The organism is Bradyrhizobium sp. USDA 3650 (genome assembly GCF_054057395.1).
Genome location: NZ_JBSRZG010000001.1, coordinates 6,593,523 through 6,618,335 on the forward strand (window position 1 = coordinate 6,593,523; position 24,813 = coordinate 6,618,335).

Below are 24,813 nucleotides of genomic sequence, written 5' to 3' on the forward strand. Positions count from 1 at the left end.
TGATGTTCGACCTGAACGAGCTCGAACGCGCGCATGCGATCGTGGGGCAGGCGGTGCCGCCGACGCCGGCGCACGCCTGGCCGCTGCTCAGCCAGCGGCTCGGCACGCAGATCGTGGTCAAGCACGAGAATCATACGCCGACGGGCGCCTTCAAGGTGCGCGGCGGGTTGGTCTATCTCGATCGGTTGAAGCGCGAACGGCCGAACATTCCGGGCATCATCTCGGCGACGCGCGGCAATCATGGCCAGAGCCTCGCCTTTGCCGCGAGCCGCCATGGCGTGCCTGCCGTGATCTATGTGCCGCGCGGCAATTCGGTCGAGAAGAACCGCGCGATGAAGGCGTTTGGCGCCGAACTCGTTGAGCACGGCGAGGACTTTCAGGCCGCACGCGAGGAAGCCGGGCGCCACGCGCAGTTCGCCGGGCTGCACATGGTGCCGTCGTTCCATACGGACCTGGTGCTGGGCGTGGCGACCTATGCGCTCGAATTGCTCCGGGCCGCGCCCGATCTCGACATCCTCTATGTGCCGATCGGGCAGGGCTCGGGGATCTGCGGCTGTATCATGGCGCGCGATCTGCTCGGCCTGAAGACCGAGGTCGTCGGCGTGCAATCGACCGAGGCGCCGTCCTACGCGCTGTCGTTCGCGGCGGGCCAAGTGGTGACGACCGAGACCAGCAACACGCTTGCTGACGGCATGGCGACGCGGATTCCCGATCCGGAAGCGCTCGCGGTCATCCTCAAGGGCGCCTCGCGTATCGTCCAGGTGACGGACGATGAGATCGCGCTCGCGATCCGTGCGCTCTGGACTGACACGCACAATCTCGCCGAAGGCGCCGGCGCCGCCGCGCTCGCCGCAGCGCTTCAGGAAAAGACCAAGTTACAGGGCAAGCGCGTCGGTCTCGTGCTGTCCGGCGGCAATATCGATTTCGATCTGTTCCGCGGTTGGGTCGGGACGGATGCGCCGGTCGCTCATCGGGCGACGGCGTGACGACGAGAATGAAGGGGACGACAATGAACCAGCCCGCATCCGCCTATTTCATCGAGGAACGCCACGATCCGAACGAGACGCACACGCTTTCGGTGCTCGTGCAGAACGAGCCCGGCGTGCTCGCGCGCGTCATCGGCCTGTTCTCGGGGCGCGGCTACAACATCGAGAGCCTCACGGTCTCGGAGACCGAGAGCCAGAAGCATCTCTCGCGCATTACCATCGTCACTACGGGTACGCCAATGGTGATCGAGCAGATCAAGCATCAGCTCGACCGCATGATCCCGGTCTATCGTGTCGTCGACATGACCCTGACCAAGCGCTCGATCGAGCGCGAACTTGCAATGGTCAAGGTGCGCGGAGAGGGCGAGCATCGCGTCGAGGCGCTGCGGCTGGCGGACGCGTTCCGCGCCCGCGTGATCGACGCCACCACCGAGAGCTTTGTGTTCGAGATCACAGGCAATACCGACAAGATCAACCAGTTTATCGACCTGATGCGTCCGCTTGGCCTGGTCGAAGTGTCGCGCACCGGTGTTGCCGCGATCGGTCGCGGGCCTGAAGGAATGTGAGCCATGCTGGCGCGCGACTGGTACTACAACGAGCGGAACCGGATGGGGATCGGGCCTGCAGTGGCCTCGATCTACGACAGTCATGACGATGCCGATCTACGGGCGCGCGCCGCCCTGAAGATGCTCGGCGTCCAGCGCGGCTGGCGCATCGCCGACATCGGTTGCGGCAACGGCGTGCTCGCGACCGAGGCGGCGCTGATGGGCGCCGAAGTCGATGCCATCGACATCTCGCCCGCGATGCTGGCGCTCGCCGAGATCTACGCGCGCGACCGCAAGGCGCCCGTCCGCACGCAGTCCGCCGGCCTGCTCAGCTTCGCCTACCGGCCGGAGTCCTATGACCTGATCGTCAGCGAATTCACGCTGCACCATCTGCCGGATTTCTGGAAAGCGGTGGCGATGTCGCGGATCTATCGCGCGCTCAAGCCCGGCGCCACGTTCTATTTGCGCGACATCGTCTACGCGTCGATGCCCGATGCGCTCGAGCGCGACGTCGAGCAATGGGCCGACTTCGAGATCAAGAACCACGATGTTCCGCGTGAAAGCGTCGTCACTCACATGCGCGACGAATATTCCACTTTTGGCTGGGTCATGGAGCGGATGCTGACCGACGTCGGCTTCACGCTGGTCTCGGCCGATTACCACGCCCCGATGCACGGCACCTATCTGCTGCGGAAACCCAATTCTTCCACGTAACGGCCGGCGAGCAAGGCTCGACCAGAACAACAAACAGGGCTGCACGACAGGGCAGAACCGGGAACGACAATGAAGCCGGCCGACATCCTCATCGCCATCCTGGTGGCGATCATCTGGGGGCTTGCCTTCGTGGCGAGCCGGATCGCGCTCGACGAATTTTCGCCGGAGCTGATGACGGCGATGCGCTTCGCCATTGCCGCGGTCCCGTGCCTGTTCATTCGCAAGCCGAAGGTCGCCTGGTCGCTCCTGATCGCGATCAGCTTCACGCTCTTTCTCGGCCAGTTTCTGAGCCAGGCCTATGGCATCGCCCATGGCGTGCCGGTGGGGCTGACCAGCGTCGTCGTGCAGAGCCAGGCGCTGTTCACGATCGGCTTTGCCGCGATCGCATTCGGCGAGCGGCCGACGCCAGTGCAGACGCTGGGTATCGTCATCGCAGCCATCGGCCTTTTGATGATCTGCGGCACGGTCGGCTATGATTTCAGCATCGGTGCCTTCGCCGTGCTGATGATCGCGCCGGTCAGCTTTGCGGTCGGCAATATCCTGCTGCGCGGGGCCCGCGGCGTGCCGATGTTCGATTTGTTCGCCTGGTTGTGCCTCGCCACCGCGGTGCCGCTGTTCGCGCTCACGCTGGTCGTCAACGGACCGACGCCGACCTGGCAGTCGTTGATCCACATGTCGCTCACCGGCCTCATTTGCATGCTGTTGATCGGCGGCATCTCCACCAGCATCGCCTATTGGCTGTGGGGCCGGCTGCTGCGGGACTATCCCACCGCGCAAGTGGTGCCATTCGCGCTGCTGGTGCCGTTCGTCGGCTCGGCCGCGTCCAGCATCGTGTTCGGGGAGCGGTTCGGCCCGCTGCGTCTCGCCGGCATGCTCACCGTGATCGGCGGTATCGCGGTGATGGTGCTGGCGAAGCGTCCGCAAGTCCTGCCGAAGACCGCGTGAGGTGACTATGGCCTATTCGCTCTTCTATGCCTTCCTCGCCTTCATGGTGGTGATGTATTTCACGCCCGGGCCGAACAACATCATGCTGCTGGCGTCGGGTCTGACCTACGGCTTCCGGCGCACCATCCCCCACATCGCCGGCATCGTCATCGGTTTTGCTTTCATGATCGCCGCCGTGGGTCTCGGGCTCGGCACAGTGTTCCTGGCCTATCCGATCCTGCAGACCATCCTGAAATATGCAGGCGCGGCCTATCTGATTTACCTCGCCGCCGTGATTGCCTTGTCCGGGCCGACCACGCCCGATGGTGAGACCGGCCGCGGCCCGATGACTTTCTGGGGCGCGGCGATGTTCCAGTGGATCAACGCCAAGGGCTGGGTGATCGTGATCGGCACAATCACCGCCTACGCGGCGATTGCCCAATTCCCCGTCAATATCGCAATCCAGACCCTGGTCAGCCTCCTCGTCGGCGCGGTCTCGACCGTGGTCTGGGTCCTGTTCGGCACTGCACTACGGCCGGTGCTGACGTCCGAGCGCCTGGTCCGGGCCTTCAACATCGTGATGGCAATCCTGCTGCTCGCCTCCCTCTACCCCGTTTTCATGGATGCATGATGTCGCGGATTTCCATGCAGAAACGGGTTTCCTTAAGGGGCCAAAATGCTCTAGACAGCCCCCGAAATCTGCAAATTTCGCCCTTCGGACACTGACCTTTGGCCGATTCTGGCCCTGAACGAGGAAACGACCATGCGTGTTTATTATGATCGCGACGCCGACCTGAACCTGATCAAGGGCAAGAAGGTCGTCATCGTCGGCTATGGCAGCCAGGGCCACGCCCATGCGCTGAACCTGAAGGATTCCGGCGTCAAGGACGTGGCGATTGCGCTCCGCAAGGGTTCGGCCTCGGCCAAGAAGGCGGAAGCTGCCGGCTTCAAGGTGATGGAAGTCGCCGAGGCTGCCAAATGGGCCGACCTCGTCATGATGCTGACCCCGGACGAGCTCCAGGGCGACATCTACCGCGAGCACCTGCACGACAACATGAAGAAGGGCGCAGCGCTCGTGTTCGCGCACGGTCTCAACGTCCACTTCAACCTGCTCGACCCGCGCGCCGATCTCGACGTGCTGATGATCGCGCCGAAGGGCCCCGGCCACACCGTGCGTTCCGAATACCAGCGCGGCGGCGGCGTGCCCTGCCTGATCGCGATCGCCAAGGACGTCTCGGGCAACGCCCACGACCTCGGCCTGTCCTACGCCTCCGCCGTCGGCGGCGGCCGTGCCGGCATCATCGAGACCACCTTCAAGGAAGAGTGCGAGACCGACCTGTTCGGCGAGCAGGTGGTGCTCTGTGGCGGCCTGGTCGAGCTGATCAAGGGCGGCTACGAGACCCTGGTCGAAGCCGGCTACGCCCCGGAGATGGCCTATTTCGAGTGCCTGCACGAGGTGAAGCTGATCGTCGACCTGATCTATGAAGGCGGCATCGCCAACATGAACTACTCGATCTCCAACACCGCCGAGTACGGCGAGTACGTCACCGGTCCGCGCATCGTCACCGCCGAGACCAAGGCCGAGATGAAGCGCGTGCTCAACGACATCCAGTCCGGCAAGTTCGCCCGCGACTGGATGCTCGAGAACAAGGTCAACCAGACCTCGTTCAAGGCGACCCGCGCCAAGCTCGCCGAGCACCCGATCGAGGAAGTCGGCGCCAAGCTGCGCGATATGATGCCCTGGATCAAGAAGGGCGCGCTGGTCGACAAGTCGAAGAACTAAGTCGCGGCCGTTCAGATGCGGCGTATCGGTTACGCCGCATCCGGGCACGCGAGCGAAAACACAAGCTTCGCTCGCCAAACCAATTCTTAAATCTTTCGCGGCTATATTCGAGCGAGATCGCAACCAGCGGTCTCGCTCTTTTCGTCTCGCGCGAAGCATTGCTGCTTCATTCAAATTCTTCGCGAGCTAAAGTGCTCCCTGAGCACGAAGAACTGACGCTTAAACCACATTCTTGGTCTCGCGTTGTTTTTCGGAATTTCTCAGAAGCTCCCGATCCTCAAAAGCCGAGCGTCTTCAGAGTCAAAGATTCGGCTCTTCATCCATATCTTTATGGTGCAATCGATCTCACGTCGCGACGTTCGCGCCTCGCTTCAACTTAAGAACTGACATCGGCGGCGTCTCCTTGACCGGTGGACGGCATTGCGCCGCGGCAGCTTTCCACTGCATGATCGCGGGAGCTCTTCGGGGGGAAAGACCATGCGATCCGTCGTCGTCACCGGCGCGTCCACCGGCATTGGCTGGGCCATTGCTAAATTTCTGATCGGGCGCGGCTATCGTGTTTTCGGTAGTGTCCGCAAGCAGGCCGATGCGGACCGGCTCACGGGTGAGTTCGGTGCGAACTTCACGCCGCTGCTGTTCGACGTCACCGACGAGGCGGCGGTCCTGGCGGCTGCGCGAAAAGTCCGCGAGGCACTGGGCGGCGAGACGCTGGCCGGTCTCGTCAACAACGCCGGCGTCGCGGTCGCCGGTCCCGTGCTCGAATTGTCGGTCGACGACTTCCGCCGGCAGATGGAGATCAACGTCATTGGCCCGGTCATCGCGACGCAGGCCTTTGGGCCGCTACTCGGCGCTGATCCGTCGCTGAAGGGACCGAAGGGCCGGATCGTGATGATCAGCTCGGTCGCGGGCAAGAACGGCAATCCGTTGTTGGCGCCTTACAGCACCTCCAAGCACGCCATCGAAGGCCTGTCGGAGAGCTTGCGCCGCGAATTGATGCTGTTCGGCATCGACGTCATCATCGTCGGCCCCGGCGCAGTCAAGACGCCGATCTGGAGCAAGGCCGAGCAGATCGATCTTTCGGTCTACCAGAACTCGCCTTATCTGCCGGCGCTGAACAAGGTCATGGCGTTCATGATGAAGCTCGGCGAGACTGGGCTGCCGGCCGAGCGGATCGCCGAGGTCGTTTTCGAGGCGCTCACCGCCGAAAGGCCCAAGGTTCGCTACCAGATCACGCCGGATCGGATGCGACATTTGATGACGGCCGCGCTGCCCAAGCGTGTGGTCGACCGTATCATCGCCAAGCGGCTCGGGCTGCTGCCGCAGGGCTGAGCCTCCGAGGTGAGACCATTGCCAGACGGGTGATCCATTTCCGATCGTGGGAGCGTCTTGAGATGCCGGCTTATGTGATTTTCGACGTCGAGATCAGGGATTTTCAGCAGTACCAAAGCTTCATGTTGGGCGTGAAGCCCGCCCTGGAGGCCGCTGGAGCCAGATATCTGGCGCGAGGGGGCGCCCACAAGGTCTACGAGGGAGACTGGCAGCCCCGCAGGATCGTTCTGCTGGAATTCCCATCCGTCGCAGCCTGGGAGGCGTTCTACACAGGCGCGACCTACCAGGGACTCAAGGCGGTCCGGGACGCTTGCAGTTCTGCCCGCCTGGTCAGCGTCGAGGGCCTCGACTAGACGACAAGTCGGTTCTGCACTGCGGGATTGCTCTGGCGGGACGAATTGGGCGCGGAGACCGATTGGCTTCCGCTAACAATAAGCGAAGGTCGGATCACCGCACGCGTTGCTTGTCCGTGACCGTTCAATTACAGTTTTGTGACACGGTGCAGGCCTTCCGGCTGCGCCGAACGCCGCAGGCCCGGTCAGCCGGCTCGGCATCATCGAGCCGGACCAGCAGTTGCGTGTCGTCGATGGGGTCCGCGCCCAATCCAGGTCCTTCCGCCACGACCGCCGTGCTGGCGAGCGTCGCCGCGCTCGGTATCTGGCGGCTGCTCGCGGTTGCAGCGCCGCATCTCGCTGCGCTCGTCCTGATGTACGAGACCGAGACGGATTTCGGCGCACGGCTCTCCTTCGTGCTGGCCTGGGGCATCCTCAACTTCTTCTGGATCGCGCTGCTGCGGCGGCCGGCGCTCTCGGGTGCGCTGTCGCTGACCATGGTCGTGGTGCTGGTGCTGCTGTCGCGGCTGAAGCACGACGTCGTGCAGATGACGGTCAACTTCATCGACCTGATGATGATCGACCGCGACACGGTCGCGTTCCTGTTCACGATCTTCCCGAATTTGCGCTGGTCGGTGATCGGGGCCGGCCTCGTCACGCTGCCGCTGATGTATGCGCTGTGGTGGCTCGACCCGTTCCGCCTCCGTAGGCTGCCGGCGCTCGCCTGCAAGCTCGCCTGCCTCGCCGCGCTGGTCGGCTATTCGCTCTATCATCCGGACGAGGCCTGGCGCGGCTATTACGACGACGGCTATCTCTCGAAGTTCTTCCGCTCCGGCGTCAGCGCGGTCTCCGACTTCGCGCAATACGGCTTCATGGAGTCGGCCGTTTCGACCAACGAACGGCTCAATATGCCGCTGGTCGATGCCTGCCATCCCGCCGGCCGGCGGCCGAACATCATCATGGTCCATGATGAATCGAGCTTCGACATCCGCGCCGCGCAGGGCATCAAGGTGCCGCCGGGCTACGGCAGCCATTTCAAATCCTGGGACGGCAAGGAGCGCGCGTTTCTGGCCGAGAGCAATGGCGGGCCGAGCTGGTTCACCGAATACAATGTGCTCGCGGGGTTGTCGTCGCGCTCGTTCGGCCGCTTCGCCTATTTCGTGACGCGCATTGCAACAGGCCGTGTCGAGCGTGGCCTGCCGCTGGCGCTGCGTCGCTGCGGCTACGACACGATGTCGCTCTACCCCGCCAATGGCGGCTTCATGGCCGCGCGCAGCTTTCAGATGACGACCGGCATCGAACGCTTCCTCGACTCCAAGGATCTTGGCGCCAAGGATGTCGAGCCGGATAGCTTCTTCTACGACAAGGCGCTCCGGCTGATGGGTGAGCGAACGCCGAACAAGCCGCTGTTCGCCTTCATTTATCTCGGCGCCAATCATTTCCCCTGGGAGACGCGCTTCCGCCCGGATCTGCTGCCGAACTGGCGCGCACCGGGCAATGTGCCGTCCATCGACGAATATCTGCGCCGGCAGGCGATGAGCGCCGAGCAGTACAAGGCTTTCCTCGCAGGCCTGAAGAAGAGTTTTCCCGGCGAGCCTTTCCTGATCGTGCGCTATGGCGATCATCAGCCCGAGTTCGCGCCCGGTATCCTCGAGCCCGGGCTCGACGAGGGTGCAATCGGCAAAAAGCTCGATGCCTATGATCCGCGCCTCTACGCGACCTATTACGCGATCGACGCCGTTAATTTCGAGCCGGTGAAGAGCGAGGCCGTGATGGACACGGTCGATGGTCCGTATCTGCCGCTGGTCATCCAGGAAGCCGCCGGCATCCCGCTCGATCCGTCCTTCGCCGAGCAGAAGGAGATCATGCTCCGCTGCAAGGGCATCTTCTACGGCTGCAAGGACGGTGCCGAAGCGCGCCGGCTGAACCGGCTGCTGATCGATGCGGGGATGATCAGGGGGCTGTAGCCGGCCTACCGCCCACCCACCTTCTCCCACAGCCATTTCGCCACTGCATCCGGCGACGAATTCGCATCATTGCCGGCGGCGCGTAAATTGGCTTCGCGCATGGTCGCGATGTCGATCTTGCCGAGCAGCGGTTTCAGCGCGGCCTGCAGCCGCTCGTCGCCGGCCCGTTTCGGGGCCAGCAGCAGGATGGCGTCGTAGGGCGGGATCGCGTGCCTGGGATCGTCGAGCGCAACGAGATCGTATTTTGCGATCAGCCCGTCGCTGGTGTAGCCCGCGATGACGTCGACCTCGCCGCTGGCGACCGCCGCATACATGAAGTCCGGCTGCATTTGGCGCTGGGCGCGGAACGAGAGGCCATAGGCTTTTTGCAGCGCCGCCCATTCGGGTCGCGAGAAGAACTCATAGTCGCCGGCGATCGACAGGGTCGACGCATGCGCGGCGAGATCGGCGATGGTGCGGATGCCAAGCGCCTCGGCGCGCTTCTTCGGGATCACCAGCGCATAGGCGTTCTCGAATCCGAGCTCGCCGAGCAGGGTGATGTTCTCCTTCGCAAGTGTCGTCTGCAGCTCCGCCAACAGCTCCGCGCGCGGCTTGATGTCCGTGCGGTGAAGCTGATTGGCCCAGAGCGTGCCGGAATAATCGACATAGAGATCGATATCGCCGGCCTTCAACGCCTCGAAGATCACGCTCGAGCCGAGACCGGATCGTGCGACGGCGGAAAGGCCGGCGGCCTGGAGCCGGTCCCGCATCAGCGCCGACAGCACATACTGCTCGGCAAATGTCTTGGCGCCGACGACATAGCTCTGTGACGAGCGCCCCATCGTCGGCACCAATGTTGCGGCGACCAGCGCCGCGATCCCGGCCGCGCCAAGCGCCGTACGTACGCGGCTGCGCCAGCGCAGGCCGCTCTCGATCAGGCCGAGCAGCTGATCGACGGCGAGCGCCAGCAGGGCCGAGGCAAAGCAGCCGAACAGCACGAACACCCAGTTCTGGGTCTGGAGCCCGGCAAAGATGTAATTGCCGAGGCTGGTCTGCCCGATCGGGGTCGACAGCGTCGCGGTGCCGATCACCCACACTGCGGCGGTACGGATGCCAGCCATCATCACCGGGAGGGCCAGCGGCAGTTCGACCATCACCAGCGACTGCCGTGCGGTCATTCCGACGCCTTTCGCAGCCTCGATCAGCGCGGGGTCGATGCCGTTGAGACCGGTGATGCCATTGCGCAGCACCGGTAGCATCGAATAGAGCGCCAGCGCCAGCATCGCCGGCAGGAAGCCGAAAGCGGAGAAGGAGACGCCGAACCAGGCCAGCGTCACGGAGGCCGCGAGCAGCAGGAGCGGATAGAACAGCGCGAGCAGCGCCAGCCCGGGCACCGTCTGCACGATACTGGCGAGCGCGAGCAGGACGGCGCGCGGGGTGGGGCGGTTGCGGGTCAGGATCGCCAGCGGCAGGCTGATGATCAGGCCGAGCGCAAGTGCAGCGAGACTCACCCGGACGTGGTTGCCGAGATAGTCGGGCAAATGCCCCAGCGCCTCGCCCCAGCGCGGATCGGTGAAAAGGCTCATGCCGCCCCGCCCTGTGGCAGCAGCGCGTTCAATCGCTCGACCTGGCGTCGCGGCGTCCGCAGCAGCTCCAGCACGTAAGCGTCGCTGCTTTTCGAGAGCTCCACTGGCGTGCCCTGCGCCAGCAGCTTCCCGCTGCGCATCACCGCGATGCGGTCGGCGAGCAGGATCGCTTCCGTCATGTCGTGGGTGATCATCACGGTGGTCAGGCCGAGCTTGCGGTGCAGCTCGCGAAAATCCTCGCCCAACGCATCGCGGGTGAGGGGATCGAGCGCGCCGAATGGCTCGTCCATCAGCACGATGCGGGGCCGTGCCGCAAGCGCGCGCGCCACGCCCACGCGCTGGCGCTGGCCGCCCGAGAGCGCATCCGGCAATCGCTCGCGATGCGCGGCCCGGTCGAGTTGCACGAGTTCGAGCAATTCATCGACCCGCGTTGCGATATCCGCCGCCGGGACGCCGAGCAGTTTTGGTGTGATCCCGATATTCTCGGCGACGCTCAGATGCGGGAACAGCCCGCCGCTCTGGAAGACATAGCCGATGCGGCGCCGCAGCGCGACCGGATCGACCGATTGCACGTCGTCGCCCTCGACCGTGATCGTGCCGCTGTCCGCCTCGATCAGGCGGTTGGCGAGACGCAGCAGCGTCGTCTTGCCCGAACCCGAGCCGCCGACGACGGCCACAAACTCGCCTTCGGCGATGTCGAGTGACACATCGTCCACGGCCTTGAGCGCGCCGAAGCTCTTGGTGACCTGGGCATAGCCAATCATCGGCCTGGATGGCATCGGACGGGGCTCACTACGCTAACCCGCCCCAAGGATTGGAGGGAGGCAGGGGATGACGAGGCCCATGCGTACCACGCTTGGCGGCTTGATTGAACTTGGCCGCGCGAGCGGCTAAGGCATCGGGCCAAGTTCGGAGGGAACACATGATAACGCCTACGGCAGTGGCGCTGGAAGATGCCAAGGTCGCGTTCCAGCTGGGGGACGGGCGGGTCTATACGGCGGTGGAGCAGGCGCATCTGACGGTGGCGCAGGGCGAGTTCGTCGCCATCGTCGGCCCGACCGGCTGCGGGAAATCGACGCTGCTCAACGTCGCGGCCGGGCTGCTGAAGCCGGCTGCCGGGAGCGTCAAGATCTTCGATCGGCTGCTCGCCGGGCTGAACCGGGATGCCGGCTATCTGTTCCAGGCCGATGCGCTGTTCCCTTGGAAGACCGCGCTCGACAACGTCGCGATCGGGCTCGAAGTCAGCGGCACGCCGCGTAGCGAGGCACTCCCGCGGGCGAAGACATGGCTGACCTCGGTCGGCTTGGGCGCCTTTGCCAACCGCTATCCGCACATGCTCTCGGGCGGCCAGCGCAAGCGCGTGGCGCTGGCGCAGGTGCTGATCCGCGATCCAAAGATCCTGCTGATGGACGAGCCGTTCGGGCCGCTGGATGCACAGACCCGGCAGGTGATGGGCAATCTGCTGCTCGACCTCTGGAATGCCGATCGCAAAGCCGTGCTGTTCGTCACCCATGATCTGGAAGAAGCGATCGCACTCGCCGACCGCGTCGTGATCATGTCGGCGGGGCCGTCCTCCCGCATCATCGGCGACTGGCGCGTGAGCCTGCCGCGCCCGCGCGACATTTTTGAAGTACGGCTGGACAAGGAATTCCATGCGCTTCATCGCGAGATCTGGAGCGTGCTCAAGGACGAGGTCATGAAGGGCTACGCGCAATCCGCGCAAGCGGCGGAGGCGGTCTGATGTCGCGCGTGACGCTGCTCTCGCTGCAAGTGCTGGTCGCGGTGGTCTGCCTCGCGCTGTGGCAATTGCTGTCGACCGTGCCCGTGTTCGGCAAGATCCTGCTGCCGCCGTTCTTCTTCTCCAACCCGGTCGATGTCTTCGCCCAGATCGTCAAATGGTTCTCGTCCGGTGTGATCTGGAAGCATCTCGGCATCACGCTGACGGAATCGATCCTGGCCTTCGTGATCGGATCGGCCGGCGGCGTGCTGATCGGCTTCTGGTTCGCGCGCCAGCCGCTGGTCGCCGCGGTGTTCGATCCCTACGTCAAGATGGTCAACGCTCTGCCGCGTGTGGTGCTGGCGCCGATCTTCGCGCTATGGCTTGGGCTGGGCATCTGGTCCAAGGTCGCGCTCGGCGTGACGCTGGTGTTCTTCATCGTGTTCTTCAACGTCTATCAGGGCGTCAAGGAGGTCAGCCGCACCGTGCTCGACAACGGCCGCATGCTCGGCATGAGCGAGCGGCAGCTGATGCAGCACGTCTATTGGCCCTCGGCGCTGTCGTGGATGTTCTCCTCGCTGCACACGTCGGTGGGCTTTGCCGTGGTCGGTGCGGTCGTCGGCGAATATCTGGGATCGGCGGCGGGGCTCGGCTATCTCATTCAGCAGGCCGAGGGCATCTTCGATGTCGCCGGCGTGTTCGCTGGCATGTTCGTGCTGTCGGCCTTCGTCATCCTGATCGATTTTGGCGTGACATTGGTTGAGCGCAGGTTGCTGGTGTGGCGCCCGACCGTGGACGGGCGCGGCTAGGCCGCGAGGGGCCCGCGCATCGGCGCGAGCCCGGATCGCGAAAGCTCAATCCAGCAGCTTGGTGTCGTCGGGCGCCTGCGGCGGCGTCTTGATCGCGATCGCCTTGACCTGTCCGCTGATCGGCTTGGTGCCGCCATGCGGCGTTCCCTTCGGGATGATGACGAGGTCGCCCGGCTTCACGGTGACTTCCTTGTCGCCGAACCAGATCGTGCCGGTGCCCTCTAAAATGTACTGGATCTCGTTGGTGTTGGGATGCATGTGCTTGGGCACATTGCCGACCTGGATCGAGATGGTGGCGCCATCGGCGTTCGCGAACATCTTGGAACGGAAGCCGACGGCGTTGGCGTTCCCGAGCGCGTCGCCCTCCATCTCGCCGGTGTGGATGATCTGCGGCGTGATGTTCTCCGCGGCCAGCGCCGGCCGCAGCAGGTGGGTTGCGCCGCATCCGGCGGCAAAAGCGGTGGCGATCGACAGTCCGATTGCAAGGCGATTCATGGATGATCCTCCCCATCAAGAATTGTTCTTGTGGGCTCATGCTATTGCGCCGAAAGGCCGATGGCCAGCACCTTCGGTCCTGCTTCTCAAGCCAGTCCGGCTGCTCTATGGTGCCGCCAGCCGAACGGAGGAAACCAATGAAGAACACGATAGCCAGGCTCGCGGGCGCGCTGCTCGCGCTGACGCTCACCACCGGTCTTGCCGCGGCGCAAAGCAAGGTCACCATCGCGATCGGCGGCGGCTCCTGCCTGTGCTATTTGCCGACGGTGCTGGCAAAGCAGCTCGGCGAATACGACAAGGCCGGCCTCAATGTCGAGCTCGTGGACCTCAAGGGCGGCTCGGACGCGCTCAAGGCCGTGCTCGGCGGCAGCGCAGACGTGGTCTCTGGCTATTTCGACCATTGCGTCAACCTCGCGGCCAAGAAGCAGGAGCTTCAGGCGTTCGTCGTCTATGACCGCTATCCCGGCCTCGTGCTGGTGGTTTCGCCGTCGCACACCAACGAGATCAAGTCGATCAAGGACCTCGCGGGCAAGAAGGTCGGCGTCAGCGCGCCCGGCTCCTCCACTGACTTTTTCCTGAAGTATATGCTGAAGAAGAATGGCGTCGATCCGGCCAGCACCGCCGTGATCGGCGTCGGCCTCGGCGCCACTGCGGTCGCCGCGATGGAGCAGGGCCAGATCGACGCGGCCGTAATGCTCGATCCCTCCGTGACCGTGCTCCAGGGCAGCCACAAGGATCTGCGCATCCTCTCGGACACCCGCACGCAAAAGGATACGCTCGAGACGTTCGGGGGCGAATATCCGGGCGGCGCGCTGTACTCGACCGCGGCCTGGGTGGCCGGCCACGAGAAGGAGACGCAGGCGCTCACCAACGCGATCCTGGGCACGCTCGCCTGGATCCACTCGCACTCGCCCGAGGAGATCATGGCAAAGATGCCGGAGGAGACGGTCGGCAAGAACAAGGACCTCTATCTCGCGGCGCTGAAGAACACGATCCCGATGTTCTCCGAAACCGGCAAGATGGACCCGAAGGGCGCGGACGCAGTGCTCGCGGTGTTCAGCGTCGGCTCACCCGACGTGGCGAACGCCAAGATCGACGTCAGCAAGACCTTCACCAACAAATATGTCGAGCAGGCCAAGAAGACCACGGGGAGCGCCAAATAACTGACGCCAAGGCTCGGTAACCAAGCGTCATGACGTCACTGACAATCCATCGCGTCACGACGCTTGATCTTGCCGTGCGGCCGATCGTCTGGCCGTTCGCGGAGGAGCGGCGTGACGAGATCGCAGTGCATTTCGCCGAGAAGCAGCGCGAGCGGCCAAAGATATGGAACGGCCGCGTCCTGCTCGGCCGCGATGCAACGTTCGCCGACGGCCATCTCGCCGCGACCTATTTCGAGACCGATTTCGCGAGCTTCCTCGCCTGGCGCGACTGGGGTTTTCCCGACAAGGCCGTGTTCAACGGCTTTGGCATGGGCGCGCTGCGCACCTCCGACGGCGCCTTCGTGATGGGCGAGATGGCGCAGCACACGGCCAATGCAGGCCGGATCTATTTCCCATCGGGCACGCCCGATCTCGACGACGTCAGGGGCGACAGGCTCGACATTCCCGGCAGCGTGATCCGCGAACTCGAGGAAGAGACCGGCCTGACTGCGGCCGACTATCGGGTCGAGCCGGACTGGCACTGCGTCGTCACCGGCCCAACGATTGCGATGCTGCAAACTATCAACCTGGACATGCCGGGTAACGTGGCGCGTGCGCGGATCGAAGCCAATCTGGCGCGCGAGGCCGAGCCGGAGCTCTCGTCCATCCATCTCGTGCGCGGGATGAGCGATCTCACGCCGTCCATGCCGCGATTTGTCACGGCCTTCGTCGAGCAGCAGTTCGCGTCGCGCTGATGCGCGAGGCTTGACATCGCCACGCCCAGCCCATGTGATGGGCAAAAATGCAAAAGCAAAAAGAATGCAATGCACAATCGTCCAGGGAGGTTTTGATGCGCGTGCGCATGGCTGCCCGTTTGGTACGTGGGCTGTTGGTCGCGATTTCCGCGACGGGCTTGGCGCTGTCCGCCCAGGCCCAGGATCAAGGCAAAGAGAAGAAGATCAAGATCGGCGTCGTGTTCGATTTGACCGGGCCTCTGGCCGGCGGCGGCTCTGAGCTCGGCTATATCGGGGCAAAGATCGTCCTCGACCATTTCGCCAAAACCGGCGTCGAGGGCTACAAGATCGAAGCGGTCTATGCCGATGCGCAGAGCAAGCCCGACATCGCGATCAACGAATCCGTCCGCCTGCTCGAGCAGGAAAAGGTCGACATGGTGCTCGGCTTCTTCTCCTCGGCGCAATGCGTGCCGGTCGCGGCCCGTGTCGAGCAGCTCAAGAAGTTCATGTGGATGACGACCTGCATCTCGTCGGCCGTGTTCAACGAGAAGGGTTACAAATACGTCTTCCGCCCGCAGGCGAGCGGCGATCAGTTCGGCATGATGACGATGGATTTCATCGCGCAGAACGCCAAGGCGAAGTTCGACAAGGAGCCGAAGGATCTGCGCGTCGCCATCATTCACGAAGACGGCGCCTATGGCGTCGACGTGTCCAGGGGCAACGAGGCCGGCGCGAAGAAGGCGGGCTTCAACGTCGTGATGAAGGAAGGCTATTCGGCCACCGCGCCTGACCTCTCCGCGCTGGTGACCAAGTTGAAGCGCGCCAAGCCCGACGTCATTTTCCACACCGGCTACAACCCTGATATCACGCTATTGCTGCGTCAGGCGCGCGAGCAGGGGCTGAAGTTCGGCGCGCTGATGGGACACGGCGCGGGTTACGGGGTCTATGAAAAACTGAAGGAAGGCATGGGCGCCGATGCCACCTACATCTTCAACACCGACCCGATCTCGATCTGGCTTGCCAACCAGAAGACCATGGATCCCAAGCTCCCGCCCGTGATCAAGATGGTCGGCGAGGAATTCGACAAGATCCGGCCCGGCGTCGCCATCCGCTCGGCGCATGTCGGCATCGGTGCGTCCAACACTTATGTGTTCATGAATGACGTGCTGCCGCGCGCAATCAAGAAATATGGCGGGGTCGATCCGGATGCGCTGCGCAAGGCGGCGCTCGATACCGATATTCCCGAGGGCGGCACCATGCTCGGCTTCGGCGTCAAGTTTTACGGCGAGGGCACGCCGATGGCCGGGCAGAACGAGCGCTCGTTCCCGGTCGTGATCCAATACATCGACGACAAATCCTCCGTGGTGTGGCCCAAGAGCCAGGCGCAGCGCGAGGCCGTGCTGCCGTTGCCGAAGGGCACCACCTACAGCAACCAGTAGCGCAAATGCGCGCAGAGAGGAGAGCGGGACGGTGCTGGAAGTCAGCGGGCTGGTGAAGCGGTTTGGCGGCTTCACCGCCGTCAACAATGTGTCGTTCATGGTCGGCCAGGGCGAGATCCTCGGCCTGATCGGCCCCAACGGCTCGGGCAAGAGCACGATCTTCAATATGCTCTCGGGCACGCTGGCGCCGACGTCCGGTTCGATCCTGTTCGACGGCTCCGAGATCGCAGGCCTTCCGCCGCACCGGATCATCAACAGCGGCATCGGCCGCACCTTCCAGATCCCGCGGCCATTCCGTCGCCTGACGATCTTCGAGAACGTCGCGCTCGCCGGATTTTACGGCCAGGGCCGCCACAGCCGTGCCAGGGCGGAGGAGGCGGCCGAAAGATCGCTGGCGATGGTCGGCCTGCCGACCGATCGCCATGCCAGTGTCGATGGCCTCGGCGCAGCCGGCCTGAAAAAGCTCGAGCTGGCGAAAGCACTCGCGACCGCGCCAAAACTCCTGCTGGCCGACGAGAGCCTCGGCGGCCTCGACGAGGCCGAGATGGGGCAGGCGGCCGACATGCTGCGCAACATCCGCGACGAGCTCGGCATCACCATCATCTGGGTCGAGCATATCATGGGCGTGCTGATGCGCGTTGTCGATCGCGTCATGGTGCTCGATCACGGCGAGAAGATCTCGGAAGGTTTGCCGAGTGCCGTTGCGGGCGATCCCCGCGTCATCGAGGTCTATCTCGGCACCGATGCCGAGACCACGCAGGCCGCGGCCGCCGCAGCGCGCCGCCGCGCGGGGGTGCAGTGATGTTGGAGCTCCGCGGCGTCAATGCCGGCTATGGCACCTTCCAGGCACTGTTCGACGTCGACCTCGACGTGAAGGCGGGGGAGGCCGTCGGCGTCATCGGCCCCAACGGGGCCGGCAAGACCACCCTGATGCGCGTCATCTCCGGGCTGATCCGTCCCTCGCGTGGCTCGATCAGAATGGAAGCCGTCGACGTCTTGGCCACGCAGCCGCACAAGATCGTCAGCCTCGGGATCGCGCATGTGCCGGAGAACCGGCGGCTGTTTCCGCAGCTCTCGGTCGACGACAATCTCAAGATGGGCGCGTTCATCCAGGAGGCGCGCGGCCACTATGCCGAGCGGCTGGACGTGGTGTTCGAGCTGTTTCCGCGCCTGAAGGAGCGCCGCCACCAGATGGCCGGCACCATGTCCGGCGGCGAGCAGCAGATGTGCGCGATCGGCCGCGCGCTGATGTCGAATCCAAAGCTGCTGCTGCTCGACGAGCCGTCGGCGGGGCTCGCGCCGGTCGTGGTGCAGCAGGTGTTCGAGCTGGTGAAGCGGATCCGCGCCAGCGGGCTGACCGTGCTGATCGTCGAGCAGAATGTGCAGCAGGTGCTGAAAGTGGTCGATCGCGCCTATCTGATCGAAGCGGGCTCGATCAGGTCCTCAGGCACCTCGGCCGAGATGCTGGCGAGCGACACGGTCAAGGAAGCGTATCTCGGGGTGTGAGGTTGATGCGGGCATGCAAGCATTTCTGGACATTTTCGACATCTACCTGCTGGAGGCCGTGATCAACGGCATCCTGCTCGGCGGCGTGCTGGCGCTGCTCGCGCTCGGGCTCAATTTGATCTTCGGCGTCATCGACGTGACCTGGATCTGCTACGCAGAGCTGGTGATGATCGGCATGTACGCCATGTACTTCCTGGTGCAGTATTACGGCATCAGTTATTTCCTCGCCGCGCCGCTCACCATCCTGCTGGTCGCGGTGCTCGGCGCGGCGCTGCATTACCTCGTGATCGCGCCGCTGCTCACCGCGCCGCCGATCAACCAATTGCTCGCGACCGGCGGGGTGCTGTTCGTGCTGCAGAGCTTTGCCACCGTCGCCTTCGGCATCGACTTTCGCAACCTCGGCATCCGCCTGCCGGTGCTCGCCTTCGGCGACATGAATTTCAGCTACGCACGACTTCTGTCCTTCCTGGCTGCGCTGGTCGGCATGGTCGCGGTCTATCTGTTCATGACGCGGACCTTCACCGGCACCGCAATCCGGGCGATCTCGCAGGACCGGCAGATCATGGCGCTGATGGGCGTCGATACCAAGCGGATCTATCTCATCACCTCCGCGATCGGCGGGGGGCTGGCCGGGCTCGCCGCCTGCCTGCTGGTGCTGCAATATGACGTGCACCCCTTCGTCGGCCTGTCGTTCGGACCGATCACCTTCCTGATCTGCGTGCTCGGGGGCCTCGGCAATTTCATCGGCGGCTTCATCGCGGCCTTCGTGTTCGCCGAGATCATCTCGCTCGGCGGCCTGTTCTCCGATCTCGAATGGGGCTATGTGCTCGCCTTCGCCTTCTTCATCGTCATGATGTTCATCCGGCCCGCGGGCCTGCTCGCGAGGCGCCGATGATGGGGCGGGGACGGCTTGCAGCTTGGGTGGTGGGGTTGGCGGCGCTGGTCGCGTTGCCTTTCGTCTATCGCGATCCCTATCATCTGCACATCCTGGTGCTGATTCTGATCTGGTCGTTCGCCTATACGTCGTGGTCGATGATGGGGCGGTTCGGCCTGGTCTCGCTCGGTCATGGCGGTTTCATGGGAATAGGCGCCTATGTCACTGCGCTGCTCTGGAATCACCTGGGATGGTCGCCCTGGATCGGCATCCCCATCGGCATGGTCGCTGCCGGCGCGCTGGCGCTGATCGTCGGCTATCCCTGTTTTCGCTTCCGCATCACCGGGCACTATTTCGTGCTGGTGACGCTCGCGCTCTCCGGCATCGTGCTCCAGGTCATCACGGCGACGCGCGACTACACCGGCGGCTCGCTCGGCTACACGCCGAACCGGGCCGCGGGCAACAAGCTCTGGGCGCTGCAATTCGACGACAAGATCACCTGGTATTTGATTGCGCTGGGGGTCTGGCTGTTCGGCATCGTGGTCTGGCACTGGGTCGATCGCAGCATGGCGCGCTATGCGCTGGAGGCGATCTCGGAGGACGAGGACGCCGCGGCTGCCGCCGGTGTCGACGTCACCGCGGAGAAGCTGAAGATCACGCTGCTCAGCGCGCTGATGACGGCCTTGGCCGGCGCGATCTACTGCCAGTACCAGATGTTCATCACGCCGGACACCGTCAGCGGCATCGCGGTGTCGCTGCAGATGGTGTTCGCGGCCATCGTCGGCGGCCTGTTCGTCTCGCTCGGCCCGACCTTCGGCGCCGTCATCACGATTATGCTGGCCGAGACCCTGCGCATCGGCTTTGGCACCAAGGCGGTCGGCTGGGACAATCTCGTCTACGGCGTGCTGCTCGTGCTTTTCATCATATTCCTTCCGAAGGGCATCCTTGGTAGCCTGCTCGACCGATTGAAGCCGCAACGCAAGGTGCCCCGCGCTCATGAGCAAGAAGTCGTCCAAATCGCTCGCCCAGGAGCTTGACCGCTACATCACGCCATTCCGCTACGATGGTTCGGGCAAGTTTCACCTCAAGGACCACAAGACCGATGAGAAGGGCGACCTCGACAAGGAGAAGGCGCAGGACATTCTCGACGCCAACAAGAAGCGGCTGATCGCGTTTCAGGAGAAGCTCTACGCCCAGGACCGCTGGTCGGTGCTGATCGTGTTCCAGGCGATGGACGCCGGCGGCAAGGATTCTGCGATCAAGGCGATCTTCGAGGGCATCAATCCGCAGGGCTGCGCAGTCAGTGCCTTCAAGGCGCCGAGCAGCAAGGAGCTCGATCACGATTTCCTCTGGCGCCACGCGGTCGCGCTGCCGGAGCGCGGCCATATCGGTATCTTCAACCGCTCCCATTACGAGGAATGCCTGGTGACGCGCGTGCACCCGGAGATCCTCGCCAAGGAGAAGCTGCCGCCGAAGCTCCTCACCAAGAACATCTGGAAAGAGCGATTCGAGGACATCTCTGCGTGGGAGCGCTATCTCTCGCGCAACGGCACCGTGGTGCTGAAATTCTTCCTCAATCTGTCCAAGGACGAGCAGCGCGAGCGCTTCCTCGATCGGCTGGAGGATCCGTCCAAGCAGTGGAAATTCTCCATGGACGACATCAAGGAACGCGCGCTGTGGCCGCGCTACCAGGCGGTCTATCAGGACATCGTCCGGCACACGGCGACGCCGCATGCACCGTGGTATGTCGTGCCGGCCGATCACAAATGGTTCGCCCGCGTGGTGATCGGCTCGGCCATCGTCGCGGCGCTCGAACAGCTCGATCTGCGCTTCCCCCGCGCCGACAAGGCTTCGCTGGGCGAATTCGATGAGGTGCGCAAGGCGCTGGAGAAAGAGGAGAAGGCGGGCAAGAAACAAAAAACGCGAAAACAACCCCATGCACAGTAGCCGGGGATAACGAAATCAATGACTTGAAGGGTCAGCTCGATCGATTGCGGATTTATCGAAGCGGTTTGACTCGTCGGGCAAAACAGGGGTATGATGTCATCATCCCCAATACCTCGGTACCCACGCGCCAACCCGTAGCAGACGCGCTCTACATTTGCGGGAAGGGCAGTCTTGTAACTCGTCCACTTCTCGTGTTTCGGCAGCGGCGAATCCGTCGCGCCGGAATGGAACGCGTTCTCAAATGTGATTTGCGCGCCGTTGATCGTGCTTGACAGTCCTGCGTCACGGGAGGACCATCCCAATGGTCGCAAACAAGCGACGAGCAACGTCCACATCAAGAGCAAGGGGAGGTCTATGACACCACCTCCGCAGATCCAGCCGCGTTAAGTGCGATGGAGCTCGTTCGGACTATCGCATAGCGGCAGAAACGCGAACGGCACGCCGGGCCAAGGTTTAGAGGGCTGCATCAGTGTGGCATAGCCCCTACCTGCCCGGCGCTGTACTCTGCATCACATTGATTGCATCACAGCGATCATGTCGGATGGCCGTGAGCTGGCCGCCGCGCTTTTGACATCCTGCTTCTCTCCTCCTCCTCATCGCGTCATTCCGGGCCGACTCCCGGAATGACGCAGGGCGATCGCATATCAGGACGATCGCAGATGACGTCTCAGCGGCGCCTGAGCGAGCGCCTCGTCCTTCGAGACGCCGCGTTTCGCGGCTCCTCAGGATGAGGCTCAGCTGCGCTATCTGCCTTGAAATGCTGCCGATACCCATCCCTCATCCTGAGGGTCCGCCGCAGGCGGGCGTCTCGAAGGATGGCCGCAGCCGAGCTTCCAGCCGCGTGCCGCATTCGATCGCTGCACGTCCCGGCTTGAGAACCGCGGTTCCCGTTTCCTGCACCGCGGCAAATGCCAAGAGAATGTCGCCTCATTGGCCAACTTCCGACACAGCGCCCGGGCGAATAGCGTCGATCCGACATGATGCATGTGCTTCGGCGGTGACGGTCCCGACGTCGCCGTCGCATTCATTTTTCCCAGGGAATCCCTCGTGTCGCATAAGCTTGCCTCCGCGCTTCTCGCCGCGCTCTTGATTGCGATCTCATCTCTCTCGAGCGCCCGCGCCGCGCCGCCGGCACCGGCGGCGAATAGCGCTGCCGCGCTGTCGCCCGATGAAGCCAAGCGCGCCCTGGAGACGCTGCAGGACGACAAGAAGCGCGCGCAGATGATCGACACGCTGCGCGCGATCGCGAATGCGTCTGGTGCACAGCAGACCGCGCCCGAGCCAAAATCGCCGATCCCGCTGGCGGCCGACGGCCTCGGTGCGCAGCTCATGCTCACCGTGTCCGAGGAAATCGGCGAAATTTCGCGAGACGTTGCCGATATGGCCAGGACGCTCACGCACTTTCCGGCGTTCTATTACTGGATCGTGCGGACCGCGAACGACCCCGCGGCCTACAACCTCCTGATCGAGATCGCCTGGAAGCTCGCCTTGGTCTTCGGCTCCGCTTTCTGCGCCGAATGGCTGATGTTCGGTCTGATCCGGCGCCCCGTCGTGTTCCTGGAAGGGCGCATGCCGCAAACCGCGCGCCTGCCGGTGCAGGTGTTGCCCATTGCCGATCCGCCGTCATCGGTGGCCGATGTCACCCCCGCGCCCGAACTGCACAGGCGCCGCCACAGCCTGGCGCGGGCCTGGCAAATCATGCTGCGGCTGCCCCTCGTGCTGGGACGCTTCCTGCTCGAGCTGCTTCCCGTGTTGGTCTTTGTCGGCGTCGCCACGGCGCTGCTCGGCACTGAGATCGGCGAGCCCACCACCGTCCGTCTCGTGATCCTCGCCGTCGTCAACGCCTATGCGTTCTCGCGCGGGCTCATCTGTGTGGTCCGTGTGCTGGCGGGGCCGTTCGGCTTGTTTCCGGTCAAGGCCGAAACCGCCGCCTATATCGAGATCTGGGCGCGCCGTATCGTCGGTGTCGGCGTCTCGGGCATCGCCTTTGCCAATGTGGCGCTGCTGCTGGGCCTGCATCGCGGCGGCTATGCCGCGCTCTTGCGCATGGTGATGCTGGTCGTGCATCTCTTCATCGTCGTCATCATCCTGCAATGCCGCCGCCAGGTCGCCGAAGCCATCCGCGCGCCGGCCGACCGGCAGGGGATCGCGGCGCGACTGCGCAACCGCATCGCGGGCGGCTGGCACTATCTTGCCATCGCGCTCGACCTTGCGCTGTGGGCCGTGTGGGCGCTGAACATCCGCAACGGTTATTCGCTGCTGCTGCAATATTTCGTCGGCACCGTCGCGGTGGCGCTGATCACGCGTGTCGCCATCATGCTGACGCTGGGCCTGATCGACCGCGGCTTCCGCATCAAGCCGGAAATCCTCCAGCGCTTTCCGGGACTCGAGATCCGCGCCAACCGCTACCTGCCGCTGCTGCGCAAGATCGTATCCGGCGTGATCGCCTTCATCGGCCTGGTGGCCGTGCTCGAAGTCTGGGGCGTCGACGCCATCGTCTGGTTCTATGGCGGCCAGATCGGCAGCCGGCTGATCTCGGCGGTGGTGACGATCGGACTTGCCGTGTTCATCGCAGCTGCGATCTGGGAAGCCAGCAACGCGCTGCTGGACCGCCAGATCAATACGCTGTCGCGCGATGGGCACTATGCCCGCGCCGCGCGGCTGCGGACCTTTCAGCCGATGCTGCGGACGGCCTTGCTTTGCGTGATTGCCACCGTCGTCGGACTCACGGCGCTCAGCGAGATCGGCGTCAACGTCGCGCCGCTGCTGGCGGGCGCCGGCATCGTCGGCATCGCCATCGGTTTCGGTTCGCAAAAGCTGGTGCAGGACCTCATCACCGGGCTGTTTCTGCTGCTGGAGAACACCGTCCAGGTCGGCGACAGCGTTAGCGTGTCGGGGCTATCGGGCGTGGTCGAGAACGTCTCGATCCGCACGATCAGGCTGCGGGCCGGCGACGGTGCCGTGCACATCGTGCCGTTCAGCGCGGTCACGACCATCACCAATGCCAGCCGTGGCGCCGGCAATGCGTCCGTCAGCGTCAATGTCGCCTACAAGGAAGACACCGACCGCGCCGGCCAGATCCTCAAGGACATCGTCGACGAGATGCGCCGCGAGGTCGAATTCCGCAGCCTGATCCGCGGCGATCTCGAGCTCTGGGGCATCGACAAGGTCGACGGCGCCATGGTGTCGATCGTCGGCCAGATCCGTTGCACCGAGGCCGGCCGCTGGCCGGTGCAGCGCGAATTCAACCGTCGCATGAAGCAGCGTTTCCAGCACAATGGCATCGAGGTCGCATCCGCCACCCAGACCATCCTGATGCACATCGCGCCGCCGGCTGATAGCGCCGCTCATCTGACGCCGCGTCGAGCAGCAGGATAGGGCGTGCACCCCTAAACGTCGGCTTACCAATCCAAAGCGGAAGTCTCCCACCTTGCGTGTGATCGGCGGCTCGTGACCCGTAGCGGACCATCGCGGCGCGGCGGACTACGTGAGGACCCCGCTCAACCGTTATTGTCGCGGGTTCCGATACATTGCACCCAATGTACCGGCTACCGACCCAAGGCACAGAGGCGCACCAACGCCGATCATTGCCCAGAATGCGAGTAGCAGGAGGTGAGCTGCCAAACCCTCTCCTATGACGTCACCTCGTAGCCAAAGAGGTGCTGCTGCCGTCACGAGCAACAGAGACCCGGCAATGGCGATTTTCATCCAAGATGTTGAGCGTGGATCACGACGCGCGAAGTGAAATGACCCCCATGCAGCCGTGGAGGCAAGGACCGCCCATAAGATGCCAAGCGAGAGCATAGAGAGACAACATCCTCCAATCGGCTTCCAATAGATAAGATTGGTGCATAAATCTTCGTCTACCAGACTAAAAATTCAAAAAATCCGTCCATCACTCTCTAGGTCGAAGGTCAGCTTGTGGCCCATCGGCGAAGTGGCGGCACCCCTCCACGAGGTCCGCTCAGCGAGGCATGGCGGACTAAATTTGCTCAGGTTGAGTTC

General features: G+C 63.8%; 23 protein-coding genes. 20 read left to right on the forward strand and 3 right to left on the reverse strand.

All coding sequences use genetic code 11. The annotated features are described in order from the left end of the window. The first annotated feature begins 2 nt into the window (after positions 1 to 2). The 9 genes from ACVIN2_RS30970 to ACVIN2_RS31010 all read left to right on the forward strand — a co-directional run bounded on the left by ACVIN2_RS30970 (position 3) and on the right by ACVIN2_RS31010 (position 8,580). Positions 3 to 986, forward strand: a complete 984-nt coding sequence (locus tag ACVIN2_RS30970; protein ID WP_456768488.1) for a threonine dehydratase — start codon at positions 3 to 5, stop codon at positions 984 to 986. 23 nt (positions 987 to 1,009) lie between these two features. Further along, a complete protein-coding gene (gene ilvN, locus ACVIN2_RS30975) occupies positions 1,010 to 1,552 on the forward strand; it encodes an acetolactate synthase small subunit (RefSeq protein ID WP_027519532.1) in 543 nt (180 codons plus the stop codon). Between the two features lie 3 nt (positions 1,553 to 1,555). Beyond that, positions 1,556 to 2,245 (forward strand): class I SAM-dependent methyltransferase, encoded by a 690-nt coding sequence (locus tag ACVIN2_RS30980; protein ID WP_456768489.1) that lies wholly within the window; start codon positions 1,556 to 1,558, stop codon positions 2,243 to 2,245. Positions 2,246 to 2,314: 69 nt separating this feature from the next. After that, the gene (locus ACVIN2_RS30985) at positions 2,315 to 3,190 is read left to right on the forward strand and encodes an EamA family transporter (RefSeq protein ID WP_456768490.1); all 876 of its coding nucleotides are present in this window, start codon (positions 2,315 to 2,317) and stop codon (positions 3,188 to 3,190) included. Between the two features lie 7 nt (positions 3,191 to 3,197). Beyond that, entirely contained in the window at positions 3,198 to 3,800 is a 603-nt protein-coding gene (locus ACVIN2_RS30990) for a LysE family translocator (RefSeq protein ID WP_456768491.1), read from the forward strand. Between the two features lie 132 nt (positions 3,801 to 3,932). Beyond that, complete coding sequence (ilvC, locus tag ACVIN2_RS30995; protein WP_456768492.1) at positions 3,933 to 4,952, forward strand: ketol-acid reductoisomerase; 1,020 nt, start codon at positions 3,933 to 3,935, stop codon at positions 4,950 to 4,952. 477 nt (positions 4,953 to 5,429) lie between these two features. After that, positions 5,430 to 6,281, forward strand: coding sequence for an SDR family oxidoreductase (locus ACVIN2_RS31000; RefSeq protein ID WP_456768493.1), 852 nt, complete (start codon positions 5,430 to 5,432; stop codon positions 6,279 to 6,281). Positions 6,282 to 6,343: 62 nt separating this feature from the next. Next, positions 6,344 to 6,634: a DUF1330 domain-containing protein gene (locus ACVIN2_RS31005; protein WP_456768494.1), complete on the forward strand. Its 291-nt coding sequence runs from the start codon at positions 6,344 to 6,346 to the stop codon at positions 6,632 to 6,634. A 233-nt stretch (positions 6,635 to 6,867) separates the two neighbouring features. Beyond that, positions 6,868 to 8,580, forward strand: a complete 1,713-nt coding sequence (locus ACVIN2_RS31010; protein WP_456768495.1) for a sulfatase-like hydrolase/transferase — start codon at positions 6,868 to 6,870, stop codon at positions 8,578 to 8,580. A gap of 5 nt (positions 8,581 to 8,585) precedes the next feature. On the opposite strand, the gene ACVIN2_RS31015 is transcribed toward ACVIN2_RS31010, so the two are convergent. Beyond that, complete coding sequence (locus tag ACVIN2_RS31015; RefSeq protein ID WP_456768496.1) at positions 8,586 to 10,145, reverse strand: glycine betaine ABC transporter substrate-binding protein; 1,560 nt, start codon at positions 10,143 to 10,145, stop codon at positions 8,586 to 8,588. Continuing rightward, positions 10,142 to 10,924, reverse strand: coding sequence for an ATP-binding cassette domain-containing protein (locus ACVIN2_RS31020; protein ID WP_456768497.1), 783 nt, complete (start codon positions 10,922 to 10,924; stop codon positions 10,142 to 10,144). Before ACVIN2_RS31020 ends, ACVIN2_RS31015 begins: the two co-directional genes overlap by 4 nt. A gap of 143 nt (positions 10,925 to 11,067) precedes the next feature. Between ACVIN2_RS31020 and ACVIN2_RS31025 the strand changes: the two genes are divergently transcribed. Both ACVIN2_RS31025 and ACVIN2_RS31030 read left to right on the forward strand, forming a co-directional pair. Continuing rightward, positions 11,068 to 11,886: an ABC transporter ATP-binding protein gene (locus ACVIN2_RS31025; RefSeq protein WP_456768498.1), complete on the forward strand. Its 819-nt coding sequence runs from the start codon at positions 11,068 to 11,070 to the stop codon at positions 11,884 to 11,886. Then, complete coding sequence (locus ACVIN2_RS31030; RefSeq protein ID WP_007613304.1) at positions 11,886 to 12,671, forward strand: ABC transporter permease; 786 nt, start codon at positions 11,886 to 11,888, stop codon at positions 12,669 to 12,671. The genes ACVIN2_RS31025 and ACVIN2_RS31030 overlap by 1 nt, the downstream gene beginning before the upstream one ends. 45 nt (positions 12,672 to 12,716) lie before the next feature. Here ACVIN2_RS31030 and ACVIN2_RS31035 read toward each other — a convergent pair whose 3' ends face one another. Then, positions 12,717 to 13,166 (reverse strand): cupin domain-containing protein, encoded by a 450-nt coding sequence (locus ACVIN2_RS31035; protein WP_456768499.1) that lies wholly within the window; start codon positions 13,164 to 13,166, stop codon positions 12,717 to 12,719. A gap of 137 nt (positions 13,167 to 13,303) precedes the next feature. Here ACVIN2_RS31035 and ACVIN2_RS31040 point away from each other — a divergent pair, with 137 nt between their 5' ends. From ACVIN2_RS31040 to ACVIN2_RS31080, 9 genes are all read left to right on the forward strand, one after another. Beyond that, positions 13,304 to 14,329, forward strand: a complete 1,026-nt coding sequence (locus ACVIN2_RS31040; protein WP_456768500.1) for an ABC transporter substrate-binding protein — start codon at positions 13,304 to 13,306, stop codon at positions 14,327 to 14,329. 29 nt (positions 14,330 to 14,358) lie between these two features. Further along, the gene (locus tag ACVIN2_RS31045) at positions 14,359 to 15,063 is read left to right on the forward strand and encodes an NUDIX hydrolase (protein ID WP_456768501.1); all 705 of its coding nucleotides are present in this window, start codon (positions 14,359 to 14,361) and stop codon (positions 15,061 to 15,063) included. A gap of 95 nt (positions 15,064 to 15,158) precedes the next feature. Then, complete coding sequence (locus ACVIN2_RS31050; RefSeq protein WP_247288098.1) at positions 15,159 to 16,481, forward strand: ABC transporter substrate-binding protein; 1,323 nt, start codon at positions 15,159 to 15,161, stop codon at positions 16,479 to 16,481. Between the two features lie 31 nt (positions 16,482 to 16,512). Then, positions 16,513 to 17,283 (forward strand): ABC transporter ATP-binding protein, encoded by a 771-nt coding sequence (locus ACVIN2_RS31055; protein WP_456768502.1) that lies wholly within the window; start codon positions 16,513 to 16,515, stop codon positions 17,281 to 17,283. Then, entirely contained in the window at positions 17,283 to 17,987 is a 705-nt protein-coding gene (locus ACVIN2_RS31060) for an ABC transporter ATP-binding protein (RefSeq protein ID WP_456768503.1), read from the forward strand. Before ACVIN2_RS31055 ends, ACVIN2_RS31060 begins: the two co-directional genes overlap by 1 nt. Positions 17,988 to 18,000: 13 nt before the next feature. Beyond that, positions 18,001 to 18,882, forward strand: a complete 882-nt coding sequence (locus ACVIN2_RS31065) for a branched-chain amino acid ABC transporter permease (RefSeq protein WP_007613294.1) — start codon at positions 18,001 to 18,003, stop codon at positions 18,880 to 18,882. Next, positions 18,879 to 19,898: a branched-chain amino acid ABC transporter permease gene (locus tag ACVIN2_RS31070; protein ID WP_456768504.1), complete on the forward strand. Its 1,020-nt coding sequence runs from the start codon at positions 18,879 to 18,881 to the stop codon at positions 19,896 to 19,898. The genes ACVIN2_RS31065 and ACVIN2_RS31070 overlap by 4 nt, the downstream gene beginning before the upstream one ends. After that, positions 19,858 to 20,808 carry a polyphosphate kinase 2 family protein gene (locus ACVIN2_RS31075; RefSeq protein WP_456768505.1) on the forward strand — a complete coding sequence of 317 codons (951 nt, stop codon included), beginning with the start codon at positions 19,858 to 19,860 and terminating at the stop codon, positions 20,806 to 20,808. Before ACVIN2_RS31070 ends, ACVIN2_RS31075 begins: the two co-directional genes overlap by 41 nt. A 1,047-nt stretch (positions 20,809 to 21,855) precedes the next feature. Continuing rightward, the gene (locus ACVIN2_RS31080) at positions 21,856 to 24,186 is read left to right on the forward strand and encodes a mechanosensitive ion channel domain-containing protein (RefSeq protein WP_456768506.1); all 2,331 of its coding nucleotides are present in this window, start codon (positions 21,856 to 21,858) and stop codon (positions 24,184 to 24,186) included. Positions 24,187 to 24,813: the final 627 nt, after the last annotated feature.

What these genes read in the sequence shown, in the direction of transcription:
- ACVIN2_RS30970 (WP_456768488.1), top strand. Translation starts at nt 3, where the DNA reads ATGTTCGACCTGAACGAGCTCGAACGCGCGCATGCGATCGTGGGGCAG.
- ilvN (WP_027519532.1), top strand. Translation starts at nt 1,010, where the DNA reads ATGAACCAGCCCGCATCCGCCTATTTCATCGAGGAACGCCACGATCCG.
- ACVIN2_RS30980 (WP_456768489.1), top strand. Translation starts at nt 1,556, where the DNA reads ATGCTGGCGCGCGACTGGTACTACAACGAGCGGAACCGGATGGGGATC.
- ACVIN2_RS30985 (WP_456768490.1), top strand. Translation starts at nt 2,315, where the DNA reads ATGAAGCCGGCCGACATCCTCATCGCCATCCTGGTGGCGATCATCTGG.
- ACVIN2_RS30990 (WP_456768491.1), top strand. Translation starts at nt 3,198, where the DNA reads ATGGCCTATTCGCTCTTCTATGCCTTCCTCGCCTTCATGGTGGTGATG.
- ilvC (WP_456768492.1), top strand. Translation starts at nt 3,933, where the DNA reads ATGCGTGTTTATTATGATCGCGACGCCGACCTGAACCTGATCAAGGGC.
- ACVIN2_RS31000 (WP_456768493.1), top strand. Translation starts at nt 5,430, where the DNA reads ATGCGATCCGTCGTCGTCACCGGCGCGTCCACCGGCATTGGCTGGGCC.
- ACVIN2_RS31005 (WP_456768494.1), top strand. Translation starts at nt 6,344, where the DNA reads ATGCCGGCTTATGTGATTTTCGACGTCGAGATCAGGGATTTTCAGCAG.
- ACVIN2_RS31010 (WP_456768495.1), top strand. Translation starts at nt 6,868, where the DNA reads ATGGGGTCCGCGCCCAATCCAGGTCCTTCCGCCACGACCGCCGTGCTG.
- ACVIN2_RS31015 (WP_456768496.1), bottom strand. Translation starts at nt 10,145, where the DNA reads ATGAGCCTTTTCACCGATCCGCGCTGGGGCGAGGCGCTGGGGCATTTG.
- ACVIN2_RS31020 (WP_456768497.1), bottom strand. Translation starts at nt 10,924, where the DNA reads ATGCCATCCAGGCCGATGATTGGCTATGCCCAGGTCACCAAGAGCTTC.
- ACVIN2_RS31025 (WP_456768498.1), top strand. Translation starts at nt 11,068, where the DNA reads ATGATAACGCCTACGGCAGTGGCGCTGGAAGATGCCAAGGTCGCGTTC.
- ACVIN2_RS31030 (WP_007613304.1), top strand. Translation starts at nt 11,886, where the DNA reads ATGTCGCGCGTGACGCTGCTCTCGCTGCAAGTGCTGGTCGCGGTGGTC.
- ACVIN2_RS31035 (WP_456768499.1), bottom strand. Translation starts at nt 13,166, where the DNA reads ATGAATCGCCTTGCAATCGGACTGTCGATCGCCACCGCTTTTGCCGCC.
- ACVIN2_RS31040 (WP_456768500.1), top strand. Translation starts at nt 13,304, where the DNA reads ATGAAGAACACGATAGCCAGGCTCGCGGGCGCGCTGCTCGCGCTGACG.
- ACVIN2_RS31045 (WP_456768501.1), top strand. Translation starts at nt 14,359, where the DNA reads ATGACGTCACTGACAATCCATCGCGTCACGACGCTTGATCTTGCCGTG.
- ACVIN2_RS31050 (WP_247288098.1), top strand. Translation starts at nt 15,159, where the DNA reads ATGCGCGTGCGCATGGCTGCCCGTTTGGTACGTGGGCTGTTGGTCGCG.
- ACVIN2_RS31060 (WP_456768503.1), top strand. Translation starts at nt 17,283, where the DNA reads ATGTTGGAGCTCCGCGGCGTCAATGCCGGCTATGGCACCTTCCAGGCA.
- ACVIN2_RS31065 (WP_007613294.1), top strand. Translation starts at nt 18,001, where the DNA reads ATGCAAGCATTTCTGGACATTTTCGACATCTACCTGCTGGAGGCCGTG.
- ACVIN2_RS31070 (WP_456768504.1), top strand. Translation starts at nt 18,879, where the DNA reads ATGATGGGGCGGGGACGGCTTGCAGCTTGGGTGGTGGGGTTGGCGGCG.
- ACVIN2_RS31075 (WP_456768505.1), top strand. Translation starts at nt 19,858, where the DNA reads ATGAGCAAGAAGTCGTCCAAATCGCTCGCCCAGGAGCTTGACCGCTAC.